Source organism: Aeromonas sp. 600774, from assembly GCF_049175075.1.
Taxonomy (GTDB): Bacteria; Pseudomonadota; Gammaproteobacteria; order Enterobacterales; family Aeromonadaceae; genus Aeromonas; species Aeromonas veronii_A.
Window position 1 is genome coordinate 187472 of record NZ_JAAKUJ010000002.1, and the last position, 21810, is coordinate 209281.

17 protein-coding genes are annotated in these 21810 nt (G+C 59.2%); 11 read left to right on the forward strand and 6 right to left on the reverse strand.

Annotated elements, in window-relative coordinates; genetic code table 11:
- Window positions 1–30 precede the first annotated feature (30 nt).
- Window positions 31–411 carry a hypothetical protein gene (locus G5171_RS03900; RefSeq protein ID WP_421259859.1) on the reverse strand — a complete coding sequence of 127 codons (381 nt, stop codon included), beginning with the start codon at window positions 409–411 and terminating at the stop codon, window positions 31–33.
- A 616-nt stretch (window positions 412–1027) separates the two neighbouring features.
- On the opposite strand from G5171_RS03900, the gene G5171_RS03905 reads away from it, so the two are divergent.
- Window positions 1028–4864 (forward strand): SNF2-related protein, encoded by a 3837-nt coding sequence (locus G5171_RS03905; RefSeq protein WP_421259860.1) that lies wholly within the window; start codon window positions 1028–1030, stop codon window positions 4862–4864.
- Between the two features lie 110 nt (window positions 4865–4974).
- Here the strand turns inward: G5171_RS03905 and G5171_RS03910 are convergent, their stop codons facing one another.
- Window positions 4975–5868, reverse strand: coding sequence for a DNA replication terminus site-binding protein (locus tag G5171_RS03910; RefSeq protein WP_421259861.1), 894 nt, complete (start codon window positions 5866–5868; stop codon window positions 4975–4977).
- A gap of 527 nt (window positions 5869–6395) precedes the next feature.
- Between G5171_RS03910 and G5171_RS03915 the strand changes: the two genes are divergently transcribed.
- Together G5171_RS03915 and astE are read left to right on the forward strand one after the other, a co-directional pair.
- On the forward strand, window positions 6396–6605 hold the full coding sequence (locus tag G5171_RS03915) for a DUF1127 domain-containing protein (RefSeq protein ID WP_167573177.1): 210 nt from the start codon (window positions 6396–6398) through the stop codon (window positions 6603–6605).
- A gap of 295 nt (window positions 6606–6900) precedes the next feature.
- The gene (gene astE / locus G5171_RS03920; RefSeq protein ID WP_421259862.1) at window positions 6901–7926 is read left to right on the forward strand and encodes a succinylglutamate desuccinylase; all 1026 of its coding nucleotides are present in this window, start codon (window positions 6901–6903) and stop codon (window positions 7924–7926) included.
- A gap of 160 nt (window positions 7927–8086) precedes the next feature.
- On the opposite strand, the gene G5171_RS03925 is transcribed toward astE, so the two are convergent.
- Complete coding sequence (locus tag G5171_RS03925) at window positions 8087–9640, reverse strand: lytic transglycosylase (protein WP_216978394.1); 1554 nt, start codon at window positions 9638–9640, stop codon at window positions 8087–8089.
- A 70-nt stretch (window positions 9641–9710) separates the two neighbouring features.
- Window positions 9711–10475, reverse strand: coding sequence for a hydroxyacylglutathione hydrolase (gene gloB / locus G5171_RS03930; RefSeq protein ID WP_421211855.1), 765 nt, complete (start codon window positions 10473–10475; stop codon window positions 9711–9713).
- A 72-nt stretch (window positions 10476–10547) separates the two neighbouring features.
- On the opposite strand from gloB, the gene G5171_RS03935 reads away from it, so the two are divergent.
- A complete protein-coding gene (locus G5171_RS03935) occupies window positions 10548–11270 on the forward strand; it encodes a methyltransferase domain-containing protein (protein ID WP_337072813.1) in 723 nt (240 codons plus the stop codon).
- Here the strand turns inward: G5171_RS03935 and rnhA are convergent.
- Entirely contained in the window at window positions 11258–11722 is a 465-nt protein-coding gene (gene rnhA / locus G5171_RS03940) for a ribonuclease HI (protein WP_288728516.1), read from the reverse strand. The two genes, G5171_RS03935 and rnhA, sit on opposite strands and share 13 nt — an antisense overlap.
- A gap of 75 nt (window positions 11723–11797) precedes the next feature.
- On the opposite strand from rnhA, the gene dnaQ reads away from it, so the two are divergent.
- Window positions 11798–12532 (forward strand): DNA polymerase III subunit epsilon, encoded by a 735-nt coding sequence (gene dnaQ / locus G5171_RS03945; RefSeq protein ID WP_421259863.1) that lies wholly within the window; start codon window positions 11798–11800, stop codon window positions 12530–12532.
- The gene (locus G5171_RS03950; protein ID WP_337072861.1) at window positions 12529–13791 is read left to right on the forward strand and encodes a TIGR03503 family protein; all 1263 of its coding nucleotides are present in this window, start codon (window positions 12529–12531) and stop codon (window positions 13789–13791) included. The genes dnaQ and G5171_RS03950 overlap by 4 nt, the downstream gene beginning before the upstream one ends.
- Before the next feature lie 101 nt (window positions 13792–13892).
- On the opposite strand, the gene G5171_RS03955 is transcribed toward G5171_RS03950, so the two are convergent.
- A complete protein-coding gene (locus G5171_RS03955) occupies window positions 13893–15410 on the reverse strand; it encodes an HD domain-containing phosphohydrolase (protein ID WP_236345551.1) in 1518 nt (505 codons plus the stop codon).
- Between the two features lie 324 nt (window positions 15411–15734).
- Between G5171_RS03955 and G5171_RS03960 the strand changes: the two genes are divergently transcribed.
- The 5 genes from G5171_RS03960 (at window position 15735) to G5171_RS03980 (ending at window position 21774) form a co-directional block, all read left to right on the forward strand.
- Entirely contained in the window at window positions 15735–16538 is an 804-nt protein-coding gene (locus tag G5171_RS03960; protein WP_421250412.1) for a siderophore-interacting protein, read from the forward strand.
- 278 nt (window positions 16539–16816) lie between these two features.
- A complete protein-coding gene (locus tag G5171_RS03965) occupies window positions 16817–18784 on the forward strand; it encodes a TonB-dependent receptor domain-containing protein (RefSeq protein ID WP_421250507.1) in 1968 nt (655 codons plus the stop codon).
- A gap of 125 nt (window positions 18785–18909) precedes the next feature.
- Window positions 18910–19926, forward strand: coding sequence for a FecCD family ABC transporter permease (locus G5171_RS03970; protein WP_421250411.1), 1017 nt, complete (start codon window positions 18910–18912; stop codon window positions 19924–19926).
- 7 nt (window positions 19927–19933) lie between these two features.
- Window positions 19934–20971, forward strand: coding sequence for a FecCD family ABC transporter permease (locus G5171_RS03975; protein WP_043821272.1), 1038 nt, complete (start codon window positions 19934–19936; stop codon window positions 20969–20971).
- Entirely contained in the window at window positions 20971–21774 is an 804-nt protein-coding gene (locus G5171_RS03980; RefSeq protein ID WP_421259864.1) for an ABC transporter ATP-binding protein, read from the forward strand. The genes G5171_RS03975 and G5171_RS03980 overlap by 1 nt, the downstream gene beginning before the upstream one ends.
- Window positions 21775–21810 lie beyond the last annotated feature (36 nt).

Genomic DNA, 21810 nt, shown 5'->3' on the forward strand with positions numbered 1-21810 from the left:
AAAGTCAGGGTTGTTTAAGCCGCGACTGACTCATTCTCGCCAGACACAAAGGGTGAGATGAAGCCGCCGTTCTGGCGGAGAGATATTTCTGGGTGGGGGGAGTGGGGGCGAGCAACGGGGCAGTGATGCCAGCAGGGCGATCAGGAATGCGATGGCAAAGAAGATCTGTTCGGCGCATTGCAGGCTGGCGGCACTGAGCCACTTGCCGTTGAGATGGCAACTGCCGGGTTGCGGCGTTGCTGCGCGGCCATCCTCATCGACATCGATGGCGGAGGATGGGGCGGTCAGCATATGGCAGCCAGCGGCTATCTCCAGCTGAGCCAGCCTGGTCAGTGGCTGTAGTGCACAATTGAGCAGCAGAATGCAGACCAGCAGCAGGAGTCTTGTCGCCACGCGTTGTCGCAAAATCATGTTGCTCCTGCCTTCTTGGAATGGGGCACATCCTATCGATCAATGACAGCCCGGGCAAGCCGGTCGGATGGATCCCCGTTTCTTGCAACCGGTGAGTTGCCACCCAGCCCTCGTAACTGGCCGAGTACCGAGCGTGCTGGCCAGATCAGTCTGCCAATGCTCCGGACAAGGGCAATCGCTCCGCTACCAACAGTCAGTGATGTTCCGCGCATGCAGGCAGTCAGTGTAAAGAGAACCCGTCGAGTACTGAATGGACATTGGGATATGGGGACCCATGTCGAGACGAGAGAAAGGCCAGGCTGAAGATGGTTCATTTGGCGCAAAATCATCTCTTTTGGTCGCCAAATATTGAAAGCGTTTTCAGAAATCCTTTTCAACTGTGATCCGCTTCAAAGCTTTTTCGGGCGCCAACCTCTAGCATTGGCCCCACGAATTAGGGGCTAGCGCTCCCGATTTTCCCGCTGTGGGAGGTAACCGGATGATCCGGCTATTTCCTTCGTTACTTTCGACGGTCATCACGGATGGCCGTTTTTTTTTGAGTTATTTCACGGTAAAGGGTCGAGTGGCTGACGCTTTCCCGTTAAAATTCCGCTTTTGCATCTGCCCGTGAGTCTTGATGTCTGCCTCCACCCTCTCCCCGGATAGTTATCTGCTGCTCAGTGCCTTGCAACTGCAGCGTGTCGCCAGTACCCGTCTGTTACAAGATACGCTGGGGGCGGGCCATGAGCTCGCCAGCCACCTGACCCGGCTCCATGACGCCGGCCTTGTCAGATTGCGCGGGGAGCAGCAGTGGAGCCTGACTGCAGAGGGGACGCTGGCGCTGATCCTGGGGGTGCGGGCTGGGCTTTGTGCTGCCCCTGACTGGAGCCGGGTCTCCTCGGTGACCGGCCAGGATCTGGTGCACGGGCTGGTGCGCGAGCTTTGCAGGGGCAAGGCGGGCGAGATCCCGGCTTTCTTCTCTCCCGGTGATCTGCTCACACTGCTCGATACCGCAGATGCCCATCTGCTGCTGGCGGGTTCCAGCCCCGCCTGGCAGCAACTGTTGCTGGAGCACTTCTCGCTGCAGCTGCTTCTCGATGCCCCTTATGAAGAGCACTGGCCGCTGGCCAATGCGCTAGTGCGCTGTGCCCCCGAGGTGCAGGCGCAAGGTAAGGCGTTTGAGGCGGAGTGGCGCTGGCTCTGTGGGGATGGCGAAAGCACCGATTCCAGCCTGTTGTGGCCTGCCCTGCAGGCGGTTGCCTCGCAGGGGGAGTGTGGCCCTCTGGGTGAGCGGTTGCTCACGGCTCTGGGCCAGTGGCAGGCCGAGGGTCATGAGGGGCAGTGGCCGCGTTCCTTCAGTGCTTTGCTCTGGCTCGGCTGGTTGCAGCAGGCAGACCCCGTCATTGCCAGCGAGCAGCGCAAGAAGTGGCAGCGCAGCCTTGGCGGACAATTTCCGCTGCTGGCCGATCTGCTCAGCCAGTGGGCCGGTGAGCGGCATGGGCAGGCGGTCGGCTTGTTCGATACCCTGCAACTGCCGGTGGAGGAGCTGCACTGGGGCTATCTCTGGCTCGATCTCTGCGCGCTGGCCCGTCACGGCGCCCAGAGCGCGCAGGTGGCCATGCTGCACAAGTGGGATCTCTCCCACCTGCTTGACGCCGAACCCCATCATCGGCTGATGGCGTTTTGTCAGGATCTGCTGCGCCTGCTGCTGGGAGAGGGGGCCAAAGGGGCGCCACTCTGCCAGCTGCGCAACAGCGAGGCCGAAGACGAAGAGCCAGAAGAGGAAGGCGGCGAGGAGAAGGGGGCTGCCTCCGCCAGCTGGCTCAACTGGCTGCAGGGGCTGGGACGTGCCAGCGGTGTGCGCAAGCCGCAGGAGCGGCTGGTGTGGCTGCTTCACGCCGATGGCCCCGAGCTGGAGTGCAAGATCCAGAAACTCAGCACCAAGGGGGAGTGGACGGCGGGCCGCCGGGTCGATCCCACCCTGCTCTCCACCCAGTATGCGGCGCTGCTCGATGAGCACGACTGGGCAGTGGTGCGCACCCTGCCGCGGGTGATGGGACGCTTGCCCCGGGATGTCTGGGCGCCGCTGGCCGATCACCCCCGCCTGTTCAACGCCAAGGGGCAGAAGCTGCAGCTCGCCATCACGGCGCCGCTGCTGCAGATTATCGCGACCGAAGAGGAGATGAGTGCCTTGCTGATCCCAGATGCAGCCGCCCGCGGGGCCCATATCATGCCGCTGGCGCAGGATCTGTGGCAGCTCATCCTCACCCCGCAGCCGCTGCTCGACCGTTTGCCAGCGCTCGAATCCATCCCGCTGCTGCCCGCCGAGGGGATGAGCGAGTTGCAGCGCACTCTGGACGGGATCGCCGATCTGCCTTGGCACAGCCAGGTTGAGGGATTGCACGGCAATGCCGAACTGGCCCCCTGGCCGGGCATTCCTTCGGTGCAGCTCGATTGGCAGGATGGCCAGCTGGCGGTCAAGCTGGTGACCCGTTTTGACGAGTTGCCTCCCCAGCCTCTGGGCAAGGGGGAGAGCATCATCCGTCAAGGGATCAAGGGTAACCACTATTGGCAGCGGGATCTCGGAGCCGAGAAGGGGCAGGCCCAACTGCTGCGCAATCAGCTTCCCATCGATCTGCCCGGCAGCGAGTGGCGCCTTGAAGGAGAGCAGGCACTGGCATTGGTCAATGCCCTGCCTGAGCTGGTGGATGCCGGCGTGGTCATTCACTGGCATCAGGACAGCGCCCGCCTCAAGAGCCTCGATGAAGCGGCACTGAGCCTGCGCATCGAGCGGCGGCAGGACTGGTTCCAGGTCGAAGGGGCGCTGGCCCTCGATGAGCATCAGATCCTCGATTTGCGCCTGATCCTGCGTCAGCTGACCCCGGGTCAGCGCACCGTCCAGCTCGACGAAAAGACCAGCCTGATGCTGAGCGACAAGCTGGTGGAGCGGCTTTCCATGCTGGGGGCCATGCTCGACGACGAGCAGCGGATCAACCACAAGCTGGCCTATCCGCTTACCCGTCTGCTCTCGGTCATCACCACCGAGGGGGATGCGGCATGGCAATCTCTGCAGCAGGAGTGGCAGCAGGAGGTATCCTGCCCGCCGGAGCTGCTCACCGCGCTGCGGGATTACCAGAAGGAGGGGGTGCGCTGGATGGCGACCCTGGCCCATCACGGTTTTGGCGCCTGTCTGGCCGATGACATGGGTCTGGGCAAGACGTTGCAGGCGCTTATCGTGCTGCGGATGCGCCAGCACCTTGGCCCAGCCCTGGTAGTGGTGCCCAAGTCAGTGGTCACCAACTGGCAGGAGGAGGTGGCCCGTTTCGCCCCCGAGCTGGAGGTGGTGATCTTTGACAATCCCGCCGAGCGCGAGCGCATTATTCGCGATGCCAAAGCGGGGCAGGTGATCATCATCAACTACGGTATGCTCGGCAGTCTGGCGGAGGCGCTCAAGGGGCGTCGCTGGCCCTCCATGGTGCTCGATGAGGCACAACAGATCAAAAACGCCGGTACCCAGCGCGCCAAGTTGTTGTTCCAGCTGGAAGGGGATTTTCGCCTCGCCCTCTCCGGCACGCCCATCGAGAACCATCTGGGGGAGTTGTGGAGCCTCTTTACCTTTATCAACCCGGGGTTGCTCGGCAGCCTTGGCGAGTTCAAGCGCCGCTTTGGCAAGGCGGTCAAGGATCCCCAGCATATGGCGTTGCTGCGGGCGGTGATCAGCCCCTTCATCCTCCGTCGTCTCAAGCAGGAGGTGTTGACCGAGCTGCCAGACAAGACCGAGATCATTCACCACATCAGCCTCTCCCCCGAAGAGCGTCAGCTCTACGAGGCGACCCGGCGTGAAGTGGTGCAGCAGGTGCAAAGTGCCGATGGTCGTGCCCTGATGCATGTGTTGAGTGGCCTGACCCGGTTGCGCCGGCTTTGCTGTTCGCCGGAGCTGGTGATGCCCGAGTGGTCGCAAACCAGCAGCAAGCTGGATGAGGCGATGGCCCTGCTGGAAGAGGCGATTGACGGTGGTCATCGGGTGCTGGTGTTCAGTCAGTTTGTCGATCTGCTGAGCCTGCTGCGGGCCCGCATCGAGCAGAAATCCTGGGATTACTGCTATCTGGATGGCGGCTGCTCCGCCAAGTCCCGTCAGGACTCCATCCTGCGTTTTCGCCACGAGGCGGTGCCGTTGTTCCTCATCAGCCTCAAGGCAGGGGGGACCGGCCTCAACCTCACCCAGGCCGATACCGTGCTGCACCTCGATCCCTGGTGGAACCCGGCGGTGGAAGATCAGGCGAGCGATCGGGCCCACCGGATGGGCCAGACCCAGCCAGTGACCGTCTATCGCCTGGTGTGCGAGCAGACGGTGGAGGAGAAGATTGTCGCCCTGCACGACGAGAAGCGGGCGCTGGCCGATGGTCTGCTGAGCGGCCAGTCCGAGGTGCGCGGGCTGGATGTGGAGAGCCTGCGGGCCCTGCTGATGAGCTGATCCGCTGTAGCACCAGCGACATGGCCATGCCATATGAAAGAGGGGAGCACATCTTGCCGATGTGCTCCCCTCTGTCGTTTCTGCGTGCCGGTTTTAGCTGGCTCGTCGCGTTAGCCCTGATAGAGGTAGAGATGCAGCCGCTCGATGATGGGCTCGCCACCAATCTTGCGATCTCGCCGCGCCTGCCGGCTCTTGGGGGGATAGTTGCCCAGATGGGTGACTGCAGGCGGGGTATCCGAGCAGAGCAGCAGCGGCAAGCTCGCCTTGATCTGCTGCTTGCGCGGGGTGCGATCCTGCCAGAGCAGGTTGATCATCGGGTGGGTCTTGACCGGGCGGCGGATCCGCAGCTCGGCATCGGCGGGCAGGCGGCGAATGTCGTACACCTCCTGATCCACCATCTTGCTCCACTCCTCGTTGTTGGAGAGGGCCGGTATATAGCGACGACTGCGCTCCAGCATCTCCAGCACCTGTTCGCGGGTGAGGCGATTGATGGTCTGCTTGTCGGCCCAGGTAAAACCGAGGGAGTGGAGCTCCCCCGCCAACAGGGTCAGCTTGCGGTAGACCTGCAGGGTGATCACCCCGGGCAGGGCGGTATGTACCAGCTCGAACTTCTCATCCCGTCCCCCCGCCTGTTGCACCAGCCCCTTGAAATCAAGCTTGCGCTGGTTGATCTCCTCAACCAGCGGCTGGAGCTGCGGGGCGGCGGCGGCAGGAAAGCGCAACCAGCCGGGCAGCCGGTGAGTCGCCTTGGTGGAGCAGCCGGGGCGGGCGCTGTGGTCCCGATAAGCGGCGAGGGTGGCCGCCAGTGCGGCTTCACCGTTGAGATAGCCCACCTCAATTTGCTCGATCGGGTCGTGCTCTTCCCCCTGCGCCACCGGGGGGAGGGGATAGACATGGGCCTCCTGCAGCTCGAGCTGGCCAAGCAGATCGGCCAGCTGGTTGAGAGAGGTTTCAATGGCGGCCATCTGTTGACGCAGGGCGGCGGTAGGGGTAAAGGTATCCATCGATGATCCTGTGGTCTGACCCGCTGTTGACGACATCAGGTATGACATCTGCTGCGGGTAGCAAAACTACTGTATAAATAAACATACCAGTATGCGGCTGGAGTGCCAAGAGGCACTTTGGGGAGGGTGTAATGTGCGCCTCTGAATGGGGATACGGTGATGGTTTTATTTATGTTTCAGTATGTTAAACAAAGATCGCCACAAGATCATTAAATTAACAATTTCGTGTAACTCCGCTGTTGCCAGCTGTTCACACCTTGCTCGTCCCTGCATATGTAAAGCAGCAAAATGCATATATAGATGGGTGCCATGCAGCACAATATGCTGTGCGACTCTGCTGGCCAACCGTTAAAATAATTAGTTGTTTAAAATCAAAGCGTTAAAATTAAATCCTGCCGTTTTTAGACATTAGATTTACTAATGTAACGTATCAAAATTCGTCAATTGAGTCGGTCTGACTCCCTGACTAAGCTTTGCGCATCAAATTGAAGCCCAGTGCGTAAACAAATATTCAGAGGAGCCGCATCATGGCCAACATGACTTATACCGAAACCGGTTACCAGCATTCCAGCCAATTGAATCTGGTTGCTCGCGTTAAAATGACCGTTCTGACCTGGCTGGAGCGCAGCCGCAGCCGTCGCCAGCTCTCCGAGCTGCCCGAGTACCTGCTCAAAGACATCGGCCTGAACGAAGCTGACCGTTATCAAGAGACCAACAAGCCGTTCTGGCGTGGTTGATCAGCCGGGCATGGATGCCTCGTTTTTCTGCTGATCCGTTTTCTGCTTTGCCCCTGTGGCGCCCAGCCATCAGGCGGGTAATAGTCTGTTTTATCTCCCCTCGTTTTCCCCCTGTTGTGCGTTGATCCTCTTTCCTCTTCTCTTTATTTCACATTGCTATAGCACCTCGCTGTCGTCGCTCGATTGTTATCACAATTGTGTTGTTAATGTTTGAATTTGTTTAAAAAACGATTTTAAGCCGCGATGCCTTGCGTATAATCCGGCCATAGTGTTCCAGCGCAAGAGGGTGAGACGGATGATTCCCCAGCACGATTTTTTGGCCATGACCCGCAGCCACGAGTGGCTGCTCGATCCCTTTGATTTTGCGCTGCCGGATGGCACGCAAGTCAGCGTCTGGGATACCGGTGTCATCTGTCTGGAGCCTGCCAGTGGCGCGGGCGGCCAGCCGGGGGGGCGCAAGGATATCGTCCTCTCCTGCGGTATTCACGGCAACGAGACCGCCCCCATCGAGATCTGCAACCAGCTGCTGAGCCGTCTGCTCTCTGGCGAGCTGAGCGCCCGCCATCGGGTGCTGTTCCTGTTTGGCAATCCGGCGGCGATGAATCTGGGGCTGCGGGAGGTGGAGGAGAACATGAACCGGCTCTTCTCTGGCGCCCACAGCAAGGGGGAGGGGCTCTGCAATCGGGAGCGGATCCGCGCCATGCGCCTCGAGCAGTATGTGAGCCGCTTCTTTGCCGATCCGGCTCGTCCCCGTTACCACTACGATCTGCACACCGCCATTCGCGGTTCGCGCCACGAGAAGTTCGCCGTCTACCCCTTTCCCCACGAGCGGCCCCACTGCCGCGAGCAGGTGCAGTTCCTCGGCGCCTGTGGGGTGCGTACCATTCTGCTTTCCGCCAGCCCGACCACTACTTTCAGCTACTACAGCTCACGCCAGCATGGGGCCCACGCCTTTACGGTGGAGCTGGGCAAGGTCCGGCCATTTGGTGAGAACGACATGACCCGCTTTATCGAAACCCGCCAAGCGCTGCAGGAGCTGGTCACTCAGGATGAGGTGGTGCTGGAGCCGTGGCGGGCGGATGATTTCACCCTGTTTGTTATCGATCGGGTGATCACCAAAAAATCAGCGGACTTTCGCTTCCTGTTCGCCAGCGATGTGGACAACTTCACCGAATTCCCCCAAGGGTTCGCACTGGCCGAGGATGGTGAGCTGCGCTACATGGTGGAAAAGCCGCGTGAGGCGGTGGTTTTCCCCAATGCCAATGTGGCGATCGGCCAGCGCACTGTGTTGCTGGTTGTGCCGACAAGGCTCTGGGAATAGCGGTGATAGTTTTGCCTGCAGAGCGGTGATGCATCCGCAGGCGGCGCCAAGTCATTGTTTTAGTCGGTGGCTCAGACACAGCAGCGGTTAGCCGCAGTAATAAAAAACGGGGCCAGTCATCTGACTGGCCCCGTTTTTTATCGGGTTCAAGCGGTGAGGCTTAGCTGTTGTTCTTCACAAACAGGGTCAGCTCCTGGCCGGGCTTAAGGTAATCCCCTTTATCCAGCTGGTTCCAGCGCATCACATCGTTGATGGCCACCTGGAAGCGAGCCGCGATGGAGGAGATGGAGTCGCCACGGCGAACCTGATACACCATCGATTTGTCGCTCTTCTTCCCTTGCTTGGGATAGACCACCAGCTTCATGCCTGGCTTGAGCGCCGACTTGGCATTCAGACCATTCCACTTGGCGAGCTCTTCGTGGGAGACGCCGTGTGCCTGGCTGATACTCCACAGGTTGTCACCCGAGCGCACCTTGTAACTGACCTTGGCCTTCTGGCTGCTGCCACGGCTTGCCAGCTGCTGCGGTTTGCTGGCGGAACTGGCCTTGCTGCTGACCTGACCGTGGGTCGGGATCACCAGTTGCTGACCGCGACGCAGGTTGTTGCTGCGCAGATTGTTAGCCAGCTTCAGCTCACTCACGCTGACGCCATGATTCTGGGCGATGCGTGACAGAGTATCGCCACTGGTGACCTGATAGGAGCGGGTACGAATACGCTCGCTCTTGGGCAGATCGGCCAGTGCCAGCTCCAGGGTATCGGCATATTCTACCGGTACCAGCAGGCGGTAAGGGCCACGGGGCGACATCACGCCACGGCTCAGGGCCGGATTGACCTCCTTGAGCTGTGACGTGCGCAGACCTGCCAGTTGGGCGGCCACGTTCAGATCGATCTGGCTGCCGGTCTCCACCACTCGCAGCTTCGGCTCGTTGGCGAGCACCGGCAACTGGATATTGTACTTGTCCGCATTGCTGATCATGTCAGCCATGGCGAGGATCTTGGGCACATACATCCGGGTTTCGCGCGGCAGATCGAGTGACCAGTAGTCGGTCGGTTTGCCTGCGCGCTGGTTACGCTGGATGGCGTTGCGCACCCGTCCTTCACCGGCATTGTAGGCGGCCAGCGTTTGCAGCCAGTCGCCGTCAAAGAAGCGGTTCAGGTATTCCAGATAGTCGAGCGCCGCATTGGTGGAGGCCAGCACATCACGCCGTCCGTCATACCAGTTGTCGTGGCGCAGACCGAAGTTTCTGCCTGTCGCTGGCACAAACTGCCACAGACCGACGGCATTGCTGCGGGATCGGGCATGGGGATCAAACATGCTCTCGATCATCGGGACAGTAATAAGCTCCATTGGCAGCTCACGCCGTTCAATCTCCTCTACCATCAGATAGAGGTAGGGTTCAGCCCGGCTGGCAATGGTCGCCAGATGCTTATCATTGCGCAACAGCCACTCACGTTGCTGGCGGATGCGCGGGTTGTCCGGAGTTTCCAGTTGCATATCATCGCTGATACGCACCCACAGATTGTCCGTCTCTTCCATTTCATCCAGCTGTTCATCGCCAAACAGGAAATGGGAAGAGTGTTTTTTATGCGCTTTTTTCTTGACCTGGGGGGACTTGATCGGCTCGATTGCCGTTAGCGCCCGGTCATCCTGATGGCTCAGGTTTTGGCAGCCGCTGAGCAACAGCGCTGCCAATAAGGCCGTTCGTACCTTCATCTCGTTCCGGTCATTTTTAAGAAAAACAGCCGGCATCATAAGGGGCAATCCCCTCCTGATCAAGGTTTGTTCAAAAAACATCCTTCCATTGACGCAAGATCGTAAAGGTATCTACCGGATTTTCCACGCATTTTAGCCCCTTCTTTTCAGCAGAAAATTTTACCGAATCGAGCTCGCAGCGCAGAAAAACATTAAACTTGCGCTCATCCTCCAGCCGGGTGGGCAGGCTTGGCAGCCCTTGTTGCCGCAGTTTGCTGATCAGTCCGATCTGATCACGGATCGCCGGATTGTCCGGTTCAACTGCATAGGCAAAGCGCAGGTTGGAGAGTGTGTACTCATGGGCGCAGTAGATCAGGGTCTCGTCGGGCAGGGCGGCAAGGCGCTGTAACGAGTGGTACATCTGTTCCGGTGTCCCTTCGAACAGACGGCCACAACCGGCCGAGAAGAGGGTGTCACCACAAAAAAGCATGCCGTTGCCATGGTAAGCGATATGGCCACGGGTGTGGCCGGGCACATGGATTACCTCGAGGGCGAGGCCGTGCCAGTTAATCTGATCGCCATCTTCCAGCCACTGACCGTGATGATCCGGCATGGGGTCAAGTTTGGGGCCATATAGCCGGGCATGGGGAAAGTGGCTGAGCAGGCCGGTGACGCCCCCGACATGGTCGTGATGGTGATGGGTGAGCAGGATGGCGTCGAGCACCAGACCCAATGCCTCGAGCCGCTCCAGCACGGGGGCGGCATCACCCGGATCGACCACCAGACAGTGATTTTCGTGGCGGATCAACCAGATGTAGTTGTCATTAAAGGCTGGAACTGTGATCACTGGATACATGAGTCTGCTTCTCTTTAGGGAGGGTATCTTATATAACAGGATGGCGTTCGAAACCGCGAGTTGAACCCTATTATGCAGGTGGCACGTACCGAACAACAAATCGAGATCCCGACCAGCTGGTCAGCGCTGCCTATGGGTGACTGGGTGGCGGCCGAAATTCAGGAGCGGCTCGACAGCTGGTGCCCCAACTTGTTCGGATATCACTTGCTCAAGGTAGGAGCTCTGAGCGCGGAGCTCTCCTGCAAATGTTCATCCATTCGTCATCAGGTGGGCGTCTCGCCCGAGGGGCGACTGCTGGACATTTATGGCGATCCCCTCGAGCTGCCGGTGCGAACCGGTAGCGTCGATGCCTGTCTGCTGGCTCACTGCCTCGATTTTTCAGCCGATCCCCATCAGGTATTGCGTGAAGCCGAAAGGGTACTGACCGATGATGGCTGGCTGATTATCAGTGGTTACAATCCGGTGAGTTTGGTGGGGATTGGCCACTGTATCCCTTTTTTACGGCGCAAGTTGCCCTGGTCGGCGCGGATGTTTACCCCCGGGCGAGTCATCGACTGGCTCCATTTACTAGGGTGTGAAGTGATGTTCGACGAGCGTTTCGGTTACTCGTTTATGGGTAAACAGAGCTGGCACAGCTGGTGGCGGGAGAGTATCGGGCGGGACTATTGCAGAGCGTTTGCATCGGTATACGTTATTGCTGCCCGCAAACGGCGCTTTCCACTGATCCCGGTGCGGCGTCGCTGGCAACTGCCCAAATCTCTCGCCACACCGGGCATGGCCCGTCAGGGCTGGTAGCCGGTATCTTCGGCCAGATCCTTGCCGCATGCGGCATCTCTGGCCAGCTCGTCGCACCGTTCGTTCTCCGGGTGGCCGGAATGCCCTTTGACCCATAGCCACTCGATCTGATGACGACCCACTTCCGCATCCAGCGCTTTCCAGAGGTCGACATTTTTGACCGGTTGACGATTGGCGGTCATCCACCCCTTCTTTTTCCAGCCGATGATCCACTGGGTGATCCCCTGGCGCACATATTGGCTATCAGTGGTGAGGCGCACCTTGCACGGTTCGTTGAGGGTTCGAAGCCCCATGATGGCGGCCATCAGCTCCATCCGGTTATTGGTGGTCAGTTTGAAGCCGGCTGAAATTTCCTTGCGGTGTTTGCCATAAACCATGACTGCGCCATAGCCACCCGGGCCCGGGTTGCCAAGGCAGGAGCCATCCGTGAATAAATCAATCTGTTTTAACATGAGCAATCAATCTGTTTTAGCCAGAGGCTTGGGGTAAACTAGCGAGTAAAGCCGAAGTTTGACATAGATTGGATCATGAACACACCCCAACTGAATCGCCAGATCATTCTGGATACCGAAACCACAGGTATGAATACCGGTGGTGGCCCCGTTTACCTTGGCCATCGCATCATCGAAATCGGCTGTGTGGAGGTGATCAACCGCAAGCTGACCGGTAACCACTATCACGTTTATATAAAACCTGATCGTCCGGTCGACCCGGAAGCGGTACAGGTGCATGGTATCACCGACGAGTTTCTGCGGGACAAGCCGTCGTTTAGCCAGATTGCCGACGAGTTCCTCGAGTTTATCCGGGGCGCCGAACTGATCGCCCATAACGCACCGTTTGACGTGAGCTTTATGGACTACGAGTTCAGCAAGCTCGGACTCAACTTCAAGACGGCGGATATCTGTACTATCACAGATACCCTGGCGATGGCCCGGGATCTCTTCCCCGGAAAGCGCAACAACCTGGATGTGCTGTGTGATCGCTACGGTATCGACAACTCTCACCGTACTCTGCACGGGGCCTTGCTTGATGCGGAGATCCTGGCTGACGTCTATCTGTTGATGACCGGTGGCCAGACCAAACTCAATCTGGCTACAGAAAGCAGTGAAAACGAGAGCAATCAGGACACCAGCATTCGCCGGCTGGAGAGCAACCGGCCTGCGCTCAAGGTGATCCGTGCCAGTGCCGAGGTTCAGGCCCTGCACGAGGCTCGACTCGACCTGGTACAGAAGAAGGGAGGGAGCTGTCTGTGGCGGCAATGAGCAAGTGGTGGGCTTCCCTGTTGTTGTTGATGTCGCTTGGGGCTATGGCGACCGAGGTGTTCGCACCTTCTGACATTCCCATGCTCGATAACCGCTTTCGCATCGATTACGGTGTGAAGGAGATCACCTTCATTATCAAACGCAAAGCGGGCACTCCTTCGGTGATCCTGGTGCGTCCCGATGGCAGCAAGCTTTACGTGGGAAAGGCCAAACCCGCCGATGTGGGTTGGCTGGCCCTGCCGGAACATGATCTTATTACCCTGCGCAATCCGATGCCGGGCCCCTGGCAGGCGATTGGGGAGGTAGATCCCGACAATCGGGTTCGTATCCTCTCCGATATCCGGCTCGATATCGCCGCCTTGCCGATGCAGCTCTATCAGGGAGAGGTGGTCAAGCTCAAGTCATGGTTGCTGATCAATGGCCAGCCACCGCAAGATAAATACTACCTCTCTGACCTGGGGATGACGGTCAAGCTGCAATCATTCAGTGATGCTGCTCAGCAACAGGTGGTGCTGGATCAGGAGCTTGGCCGTTACCACGATGATGGAAAGGGGCTCGATGAGGTGCCGGGTGACGGTATCATGACTGCAGAGGCGACGCTGCAAGATATTCCCGCTGGCAAATACCGCGCCATGTTCAGCACCGGTAATCAGGTGTTTGTTCGTGCCCGCTATCAGGATGTGCTGCTTTATCCCTATCCGTTCAGCTATAACCTGGCGCCGCCTTCGGAAGAGCTGGGTGCCAAGCTCTCACTGCTAATCGACCGTGATGAGCTGGATCCCGCCTCCGTGGTGATCAAGGGGAGTGTGACCAGCAATGTGGGCGGCCTCTACGAGTTCAGCGAGACCGCCAGCGCCCCCAAGCTTGATATTGATCTCTCTGTCATCAAAGAGGTGGGGCAACATGAGGTGAAAGCGACCCTCTATGGCACCACTCGCCTGGGGCGCGAGCTGAAAATCGAATTACCGGTAAAGACCTTCAATATCTTCCCGCCTCCACCGCCTCCCGCAGAGGTGGCGTCGGCAGCTGCTCCGATTTCCAGCGCCGAGTCAGTCGAGGCTTTGCCTGAAGAGGGAATGGGATGGCTGCTTTGGCTACTGGTTGGGGGCGGGGTTCTACTGGTGTTGCTGGGGGGCGCCGGTTTTGTGGTGATGCAAAAACGGCGTGCCTTTAAACGTGCGCTGGCAGCCGCTCAGGCTGAAAATCAACAAAATGGCCAACCGACAGCCAAGCTGGATCTCAACTTGCCAGAGCAGTAGCCCGGACTCGGGAAAAACAATACACCAAATAAAAGAAACCGCCCTTGATATGCAGGGCGGTTTTTTTAGCTCGAACCCTTGGGATAAGGGGCCTGACGCCCTCAGTGATCGCCGATATAGACATCCTTGTTCTGCTCACGGATTTCGAGGAACCTGTCCAGATTGGCCATCATCAACTCGACCAGTTGGGGATCAAAATGTTGTCCCTTCTCCTCCTCAATCAGCCCAAGCACCTTGTCCAGCGGCCAGGCTTTTTTGTAGCAACGATCCGAACCAAGTGCATCGAACACATCGGCCAGTGCAACAATCCGTCCTTCCAGTGGAATATCGGCTCCTTTCAAACCTCGGGGATAACCGCTGCCATTCCACTTCTCATGGTGATTGCCTGCAATGGTGGCGCCAATCTGGAACAGCGCCAGATCGCTGCCGGAGAGCATATCCTGACCGAGTTGGGCATGGGTTTTCATGATCTCCCACTCTTCCGGGGTCAGCTTGCCCGGTTTGTGCAAAATGGCATCGGGAATACCTACCTTGCCAATGTCGTGCAGTGGTGAGGCGCGTTTAACCAGCTCGCTCTGCTCTTCGCTCATCCCCAGCAGGTGGCAGAAAAGCTCGGTATAGAGGGCTACCCGTTTGACGTGTAAACCCGACTCCTTGGAGCGGGTTTCGACCAGTTCGCCGATGCGATAGATGATCTCCCGCTGGTTGTCGGCGATCACCTCGTTGAGCCGGATATTTTCCAGCGCCACTATGATGTTTTCGGTAAACAGGGTAAGCAGGCTGGTATCGATCTGACTGAGCTGGCGAGTGGTCTCGATATGAAACAGCAGGTGGTGGCGCTGATTTTGGCAGTAGAGCGCCATCTGGTTGGTGTTGTAGATATTGCAGCCTCTGGTCATGGCTTGACGCAGTATCTCGGGCGCCTCTGTCAACCGCACGGGAGGATGACCTGGCAGCAGGGGCTCCAGCAGTTGATCCTTCACCTCGTAGGCATATTGTTTTACATCGTAAATCTGGGTCTCTCCCAGATGGAGCAGGGCGCTCAGCTGCTCCTGGGCACCTTCGACAAACTGACGCAGTGCCCGTTTCTCAAAGATCCCCTTGGAGGCCTCAATGACTTTTTCCAGTCCTTGCCGATTGCTCTCCAGAGTACGGATATCGCGATAGGAGCGCAGGCTGGCACGTAGCAGGGTGCGCAGCTTCTGGGAGGTGAGCTCGGTTTTATCCTTGTAGTCGTTGATGTCGTAGTTGGTGACCACGTCATCTTCCGGCGCCTGGCCGGGTTGGCCGGTACGCAGCACGATGCGTACCATCTTGTTTTGCAGCTCTTCCCGGACATATTTGACGACATCGAGGCCAGCGTGATCGACCTCCATCACCACGTCCAGCAGTAGTAGTGCAATGTCCGGGGTGGTGGCCAGCAATTTTTTTGCCTCTGCTGCCGAATAGGCATGCAGAAACTCGATGGGACGATTGTCAAACTCGAATTTGTTCAAGGTGATCTTGGTGATGCGATGTACTTCGGGTTCATCGTCAACGATCATTACCTTCCAGCCCGCTTGCTGTGCGTCGGGGAGGGAGAGCTCGTCATCATCAATAATCAGGATCTGGTCATCCATCATACAATCCTGTTTGGCATCCTGTGCTTACATTAACTGCTTCACTAAGGATAGGAAACTTATTGAGAAATAAAATTTGATCTCGAAAAACTATGGTCGAAATAGGCAAATGGAACCCTTCGAGACAGTGTTGTTGTCCGGCTGCTTTCTTTGCCCAATCATGGGGCTAGCGTGCATAAAGCCCGTTTTTCTGTTCGGGCATTGGTGGTAGTGGCAGGGGATGCTTGAATCCGGCTAACACCTATTAGGCGAGAAATAATCTTATTTGATAGTGATTCCTATTTACGTGTAGCATGGGCGACACACTCAACGAGGAGCCCCATCGTGTCCCCATCTCTGCCTCCCAATCGTCCCCGTCTACTGACCGTCAAAGCCATTACCCGGATCACCCCCCATTTGCGTCGCATCACCTTTGGTGGCAGCGAGTTGGCTGATTATCCCTTTACCTGCGGCGGGGCCCATATCAAGGTGATGTTGGCACAGCCTCATCAGGTAGAGCCGGTGCTGCCTGCCATGACCCCGAGTGGCCCGCGCTGGAGTGACCCGGCTGACAAGCCGGTGATCCGCACCTACACCATCCGCGCGTTTCGCCGTGATGAGCAGGAAATTGATATCGACTTCGTGCTGCACGGTGACGGCGGGCCCGCCAGCGCCTTTGCTACCCATGCCAAGCCGGGAGAGAAGGTGATCCTCTCCGGGCCGGGTGGTCCCAACCCCATGCTGCAACCGGCCGATCACTACTGCCTGGTGGGGGATCTCACCGCCTTGCCCGCCATCATGGCGATGTGTGAGGTGATGCCTGCCGATGCCAGAGGGGAAATTGCGATTCTGGTGCCGGATCAGGCCGATGCTCAGCCGTTGACGCTGCCGGTCGGGGTTCGCTGTCACTGGTTTGTCGGCGAGCCCGAGTCCAGTGGCCTGCTGGAGCATGTGATTGCTCTGCCGCTGGTGCGCGATGGTGGCTTCTTCTGGCTGGGTGGGGAAGAGGCGCTGGTGCTGCCGCTGCGCCGCCATTTTCGGTCTGTGCTCGAGGTGGATCGCCAGTCGCTCTACGCCGTGCCGTACTGGCGTCGGGGCAAGAGTGAAGAGGCCTATCACCAGACCCGTCACGATGTGATGGATAATTAAGCGGATGCGAAAGAATACCTGATTCACTCTTGCAAATAAAAATGATTTGCATTTAGTATTGCGCCGTCCCGATGTCAGTCGGTACGGCGCTTTTGTTATTGATGGCTGCGAGTGGCATAGCACAACGCAGGGCCTGCCGTAATGCACTGATGTTCGGGGTGATGGGGCATGGACGACTGTTCATGCCAATGAACTCCATCACTTTGCACCGGGTCTGGCGAGGTCAGACAGGGATGTCGGTGGTGTTGGCCTTGGTTGTTTTATGTGGAGTGTTGATGATGCGTACATCATCCCGACGATTTGCAGTGCATCCACTGGTGTTGTCCCTTTTTGCCCTGCCAGTTCTGGCCCAAGGGACTGCGCCTGTCGCCGCTCATGAAACTATGGTGGTGACGGCGAGTAAAACCCGGCACAGCGAGCTGACCGCCCCGGCCAGCGTCTCTGTGGTGACTCGGGTCGAGCTCGACAAGCTCAATGTCAATGATCTGACCGGCGCTCTGAAACAGTTGCCGGGGGTCAATATCAGCCCTGCGACCAGCTACGGCCGCAGCGAGATCAAGTTGCGCGGGCTGGAGGGGGATTACACCCTGTTGCTGGTCAATGGCCGGCGTATCAGCTCCCGCGATGCTCTTACCTCCGGTTATGGCAATGATTTCGATCTCTCCGCCATCCCGATGGCGGCCATTGAGCGTATCGAAGTGATCCGTGGCCCCATCTCCTCCCTCTACGGCGCAGATGCGCTGGGTGGGGTGGTCAACGTCATCTTGCGCCAACCCGGGGAGAAGACCGAAGCGGCGGCCACCTATACCTTCAGTGACCCCACCGACGGTCACGGCGGGGATATCAACAAGGCGAGTGCCTATGTGGGCGGGGCGCTGATCGACAACAAGCTGCTGGCCAACCTGGTGGTGGAAGGGAACCACAGGGATGCCTGGCAGAGCGAGCAGAGCATCAACCCCAAGGCCGATGCCATCGAGCAGCGTGAAAAGCTGGGGCTCCTCTCCAACGTCAAATGGTTGATCGATGATCGTCAGGATCTGGATGTGGGGATGAACTACGCCAAAGATGATCGGGAGGCCCACTGGAACAACTACGGCCAGACGCCGCGCAATATCCAGCAGATGGAGCGACTGGGGCTCAATACCACCCACGTCGGCCGTTGGGATAAGTTCGACAGCCGGGTCGGCTATGCCTTCGAGCAGGTTGACCTGTTTGATGACTCTGAACTGATGACGGCGCTGAGCAAGACCAGCGGCGATGTTAGCCAGACCAACCACACCTTCGATGGCCAGCTGAGCGGTAATCTGGGCAGCCACCTGCTGACCAGCGGTGCCGAGTACCGCATCACCGAACTCAAGCATAACGTCAACCTCAAGGGGGGCGATGTCAGCGTCAACCAGAGCGCGCTCTATCTGCAGGATGAGTTTGGCTTTGGCGATCTGGCGTTGACCCTGAGTGGCCGGGTCGATCACCACGAGACCTATGGCACCGAGTTCAGCCCCCGCGGTTATGCCCTCTACAGCCTGACTGACAACTGGGTGGTCAAGGGCGGCATTGGCAAGGCATTCAAGGCGCCGACCATTGCCCAGTCCAACCCGGATTATGCCGTAGCCGCCTGTCGCGGTCGCTGCGCCGTAGTGGGCAACCCGGATCTGAAGCCGGAAACCGCCGTCAGCTACGAGCTGGGCACCGCCTATGATGGTTCGTTCTGGGGCGCCGGGGTTACCGCCTTCCACAACGATATCAAGGACAAGATCCAGAGCGAGGCATGGACCTCCACCTGGCGTCCGGCGGTGATGACCTATCAGAACGTCAGCAAGGCCCGCATCAAGGGGGTGGAGCTGAGCGGCTGGTTTGATATCACCGATGCCCTGACCCTCTCCAGCAACGTCACCCTGATCGACGCGGAGGACAAGACCAGCGGCAAGGATCTCTATCGGACGCCGGAGCATACCGGCAACGCCAAGCTGGAGTGGCAGGTCGTCGAGAGCCTGAGTACCCAGCTCGGCTGGAACTACACCGGCAGCCAGATCCTTCCGGTTCCGCGCATGAGCGGCACCACCTATGAGACCACCGCCGGATTCCACACCCTGGATATCGGGGCAGTCTGGAACGCCACTCGGGCACTGGATCTGAAGTTCGGGCTCAACAACCTGACCAATACCAAGCGTGACTGGGTTGCCACCGAGGCCGATCAGATCCTCGACGGGCGCACTGTCTATGCCGGTGTGGCCTACAAGCTGTAATGGCTGAACGGGAGCCCGCATTGGCGGGCTTCCGCTGTTGTCAGGGGATCACCTCGGGTGACGGCTTTTATTTCAACCACATGTATTTCAACAACATGCGCATTGCCACCATAAGGAGTTAAAGGGTGTTTAGAGACCAGACCTCGCTGTTCTGGCTGGGATTGTTCCTCCTGTTTGTACTGCTTTCTCTTTCGCTCGCCACCGGTGCGGGTGTCTATGGTGCTCGCGAGGTGCTCGGCTACCTGATGGGGGATGCCCGCTGGGCTGGCGACGAGAAGCTCGCCATGGTGCTCAATACCTTGCGACTGCCGCGCACCCTCTGTGCCATGGTGGTCGGCGCCTCTTTATCTCTGGCTGCCTCCTTGTTGCAGAGTGCGACCCGCAACCCGCTGGCAGAGCCAGGTCTGCTGGGAGTCAACGCCGGGGCCGTCTTTGCGCTGGTGGTGGGGCTCACCTGGTTTGGTGTGGAGTCTGCCTATGGCTATTTGCTCTGGGCCGGACTCGGCGCACTGCTCGGCAACGTGATTGTGTTGGGGCTCGGCATGATGATTGGCCGCTCCAACCCCCTCAAGCTCATTCTGGTCGGGGTGGCGCTCTCCGCCACCTTCGGCGGTCTCTCCAGCTTTCTGCTGCTCTCCAACAAGATGGTGCTGGAGCAGTACCGCTTCTGGAACCTCGGCTCCCTGTCGGCGGCCAATCTCGATGCCATCATCGCCGTGCTGCCCTTGGTGCTGGCGGCGTTTGTCATCACCCTGCTGCTCTGTCGCCAGCTGACCCTGATGCAGATGGGGGACAGTCAGGCCCAGGCGCTGGGGATCCGCCCCAACCGGGTGCGAATTGGCGTACTGCTGGCCGCCACCCTGTTTACCGCCAGTGCCATCGCCATTGCCGGTCCCATCGGCTTTGTCGGCTTTCTGGCCGCCTACTGTGGCCGACGGGTGGAGCCGGTGAAGCTGTCGGTGCAGGTCTGTTTCTCCGCCCTGTTCGGCATGCTGTTTCTGCTGTTGGCCGACATTCTGGCGCGCTGGCTGATCCAGCCGTTCGAGTTGCCCAATGGCGTCATTCTGGCCCTGATCGGCGCACCAGTGCTGATCGCCATTGTTCATCGCGGGGGCTTTCGTACCCTGCTGACCGTCAAGTGAGGGGCTGATGCGCACACCTACCGATATGCTCTGCCTGCGGGCCGGTAACCGCTCTTTGCTGATCCATCTGCCGAGCTGGCGCTGGCTGGCGCTGCTGGCCATGGCGCTGCTGGCGTTGGCTCTGCTGGCCCTGAGCGTTGGCGGCGGCAAGCTCGGTTTTGCCGGGGTGGTCAACACCCTGCTGGGGGAGGGGACGCGGCTTGAGCAGCTCACTCTGTTCAAGATCCGGCTGCCGCGCATCCTTGGGGTCGTGGTGGCGGGAGCGGCCATGGGGCTCTCCGGCTGTCTGGTGCAAACTCTGGTTCGCAATCGGCTGGCTACCCCCGATATGGTGGGGGTCAACAACGGCGCATCCCTTGCCATCATTGTCTTCTCCCTCTACCTGACGGTAGGCAGCTGGCCCTGGTGGGCTGCGCCTATCGGTGCCATCTTCGCGGCGCTGGTGCTCTATGCCCTCTGCCGCAAACCGGGTGAGCAGGGCTATCTGTTCGTGGTGATCGGCATCGGCCTCTCCGAGCTGTTCGAGGCGCTCGGCCAGTTTGTGATGTCCACCCAGGCCCTGCTGCACCTGAGCTCCCTCTATCTGTGGAACATGGGCAGCTTTATCGCCGTGGGGTACAGCACCATCACCCCCATCGCCATCCTGTTGCTGCTGCTCTGCCCCTGGATCGTCTATCTCTCCCGCTCACTGGCGGTGCTGCGCTTTGGCCCCGAGATGGCCAGAGGGCTTGGCGTCAACGGCGATAGGGTGCAACTGGGCATTCTGGCACAGGCCATTCTGGTGGCGGCGCTCGGCACCGCCATCGGCGGCCCCGTGGTCTTTATCGCCATGGCGGCCCCCATTCTTGCCTCCTGGCTGGTGAAAGACCGGGTGGTGCCGCTCTGGCTGGCTGCACTTAGCGGCGCCCTGCTGCTGCTTGCCAGCGATACCCTGGTCCGGGTGCTGGCCAGCCCCCACGAGGTGGCGACCGGTATCATGACCCGCATTCTCGGCGGCCTGTTGCTGCTGTTTCTTCTTGTTAACGATCGCCAGAGGGCTGACTGATGACGCTCACCGTAAATCGCCTCCATTTCGCCTATCAGCAGACCCCCATTTTGCGGGACATCTCCTTCAGCGTGCCGAAGGGCAAGCTGGTGGGGATCGTCGGCCCCAACGGCTGCGGCAAATCGACCCTGCTCAAGCTGCTATCCGGCCAGATGAAAGCACAACGCGGCGAGATCCTGCTCAAAGGCAAGCCGCTTGCCAGCTACCCCATGAAGGGGCTGGCACGGGAGCTCGCCTATCTGCCCCAGCGGCCGACCCTGCCTGCCGGCATTCTGGTGGAGCAGCTGGTGCAGTATGGCCGCCACCCCCATCAGGGCTGGTTCAATCAGTGGGGTGAGGAGGATGCCCGCATGGTGCGTATTGCCTGCGAGCGAATGCAGCTTGAGGGGATCTGGCAGCAGAGCGCCGCGTCCCTCTCCGGCGGGCAGGCACAGCGGGCGTGGCTGGCGATGATCCTGGCGCAGGACAGCGACATGGTGCTGCTCGACGAGCCCACCAGTGCCCTCGATATCGGTCACCAGACCGAGGTGATGGAGGCGATCCATCGCATCACCGCCGAGGGCAAAACCGTGCTGCTGGTGATCCACGATCTGGCGATGGCGGCCCGCTACTGTGACGAGCTGATCGCCATCGGCGAGGGGACCATTGCCGCCATGGGCCCAGCCCGGGAGGTGGTGACCAAGGATCTAATCGACCGGCTCTACCACACCAGTGTTGACATTCTGCATGCCCCCGGCGACGGGGCGCCCATTATCGTGCCCTGTCGTCACGAACATAGCCGCGCCCTGCGTTCGGCGAGTTGAGTCATATGGGCCTGCTCTGTTGGCCCACCGAGTGTA

Coding starts and splice junctions, on each gene's coding strand:
- gloB (WP_421211855.1), bottom strand. CDS start 10,475: ATGTATCCAGTGATCACAGTTCCAGCCTTTAATGACAACTACATCTGG.
- G5171_RS03965 (WP_421250507.1), top strand. CDS start 16,817: ATGCGTACATCATCCCGACGATTTGCAGTGCATCCACTGGTGTTGTCC.
- G5171_RS03925 (WP_216978394.1), bottom strand. CDS start 9,640: ATGAAGGTACGAACGGCCTTATTGGCAGCGCTGTTGCTCAGCGGCTGC.
- G5171_RS03900 (WP_421259859.1), bottom strand. CDS start 411: ATGATTTTGCGACAACGCGTGGCGACAAGACTCCTGCTGCTGGTCTGC.
- rnhA (WP_288728516.1), bottom strand. CDS start 11,722: ATGTTAAAACAGATTGATTTATTCACGGATGGCTCCTGCCTTGGCAAC.
- G5171_RS03905 (WP_421259860.1), top strand. CDS start 1,028: ATGTCTGCCTCCACCCTCTCCCCGGATAGTTATCTGCTGCTCAGTGCC.
- G5171_RS03975 (WP_043821272.1), top strand. CDS start 19,934: ATGCGCACACCTACCGATATGCTCTGCCTGCGGGCCGGTAACCGCTCT.
- G5171_RS03950 (WP_337072861.1), top strand. CDS start 12,529: ATGAGCAAGTGGTGGGCTTCCCTGTTGTTGTTGATGTCGCTTGGGGCT.
- G5171_RS03955 (WP_236345551.1), bottom strand. CDS start 15,410: ATGGATGACCAGATCCTGATTATTGATGATGACGAGCTCTCCCTCCCC.
- G5171_RS03980 (WP_421259864.1), top strand. CDS start 20,971: ATGACGCTCACCGTAAATCGCCTCCATTTCGCCTATCAGCAGACCCCC.
- G5171_RS03910 (WP_421259861.1), bottom strand. CDS start 5,868: ATGGATACCTTTACCCCTACCGCCGCCCTGCGTCAACAGATGGCCGCC.
- G5171_RS03935 (WP_337072813.1), top strand. CDS start 10,548: ATGCAGGTGGCACGTACCGAACAACAAATCGAGATCCCGACCAGCTGG.
- dnaQ (WP_421259863.1), top strand. CDS start 11,798: ATGAACACACCCCAACTGAATCGCCAGATCATTCTGGATACCGAAACC.
- G5171_RS03915 (WP_167573177.1), top strand. CDS start 6,396: ATGGCCAACATGACTTATACCGAAACCGGTTACCAGCATTCCAGCCAA.
- astE (WP_421259862.1), top strand. CDS start 6,901: ATGATTCCCCAGCACGATTTTTTGGCCATGACCCGCAGCCACGAGTGG.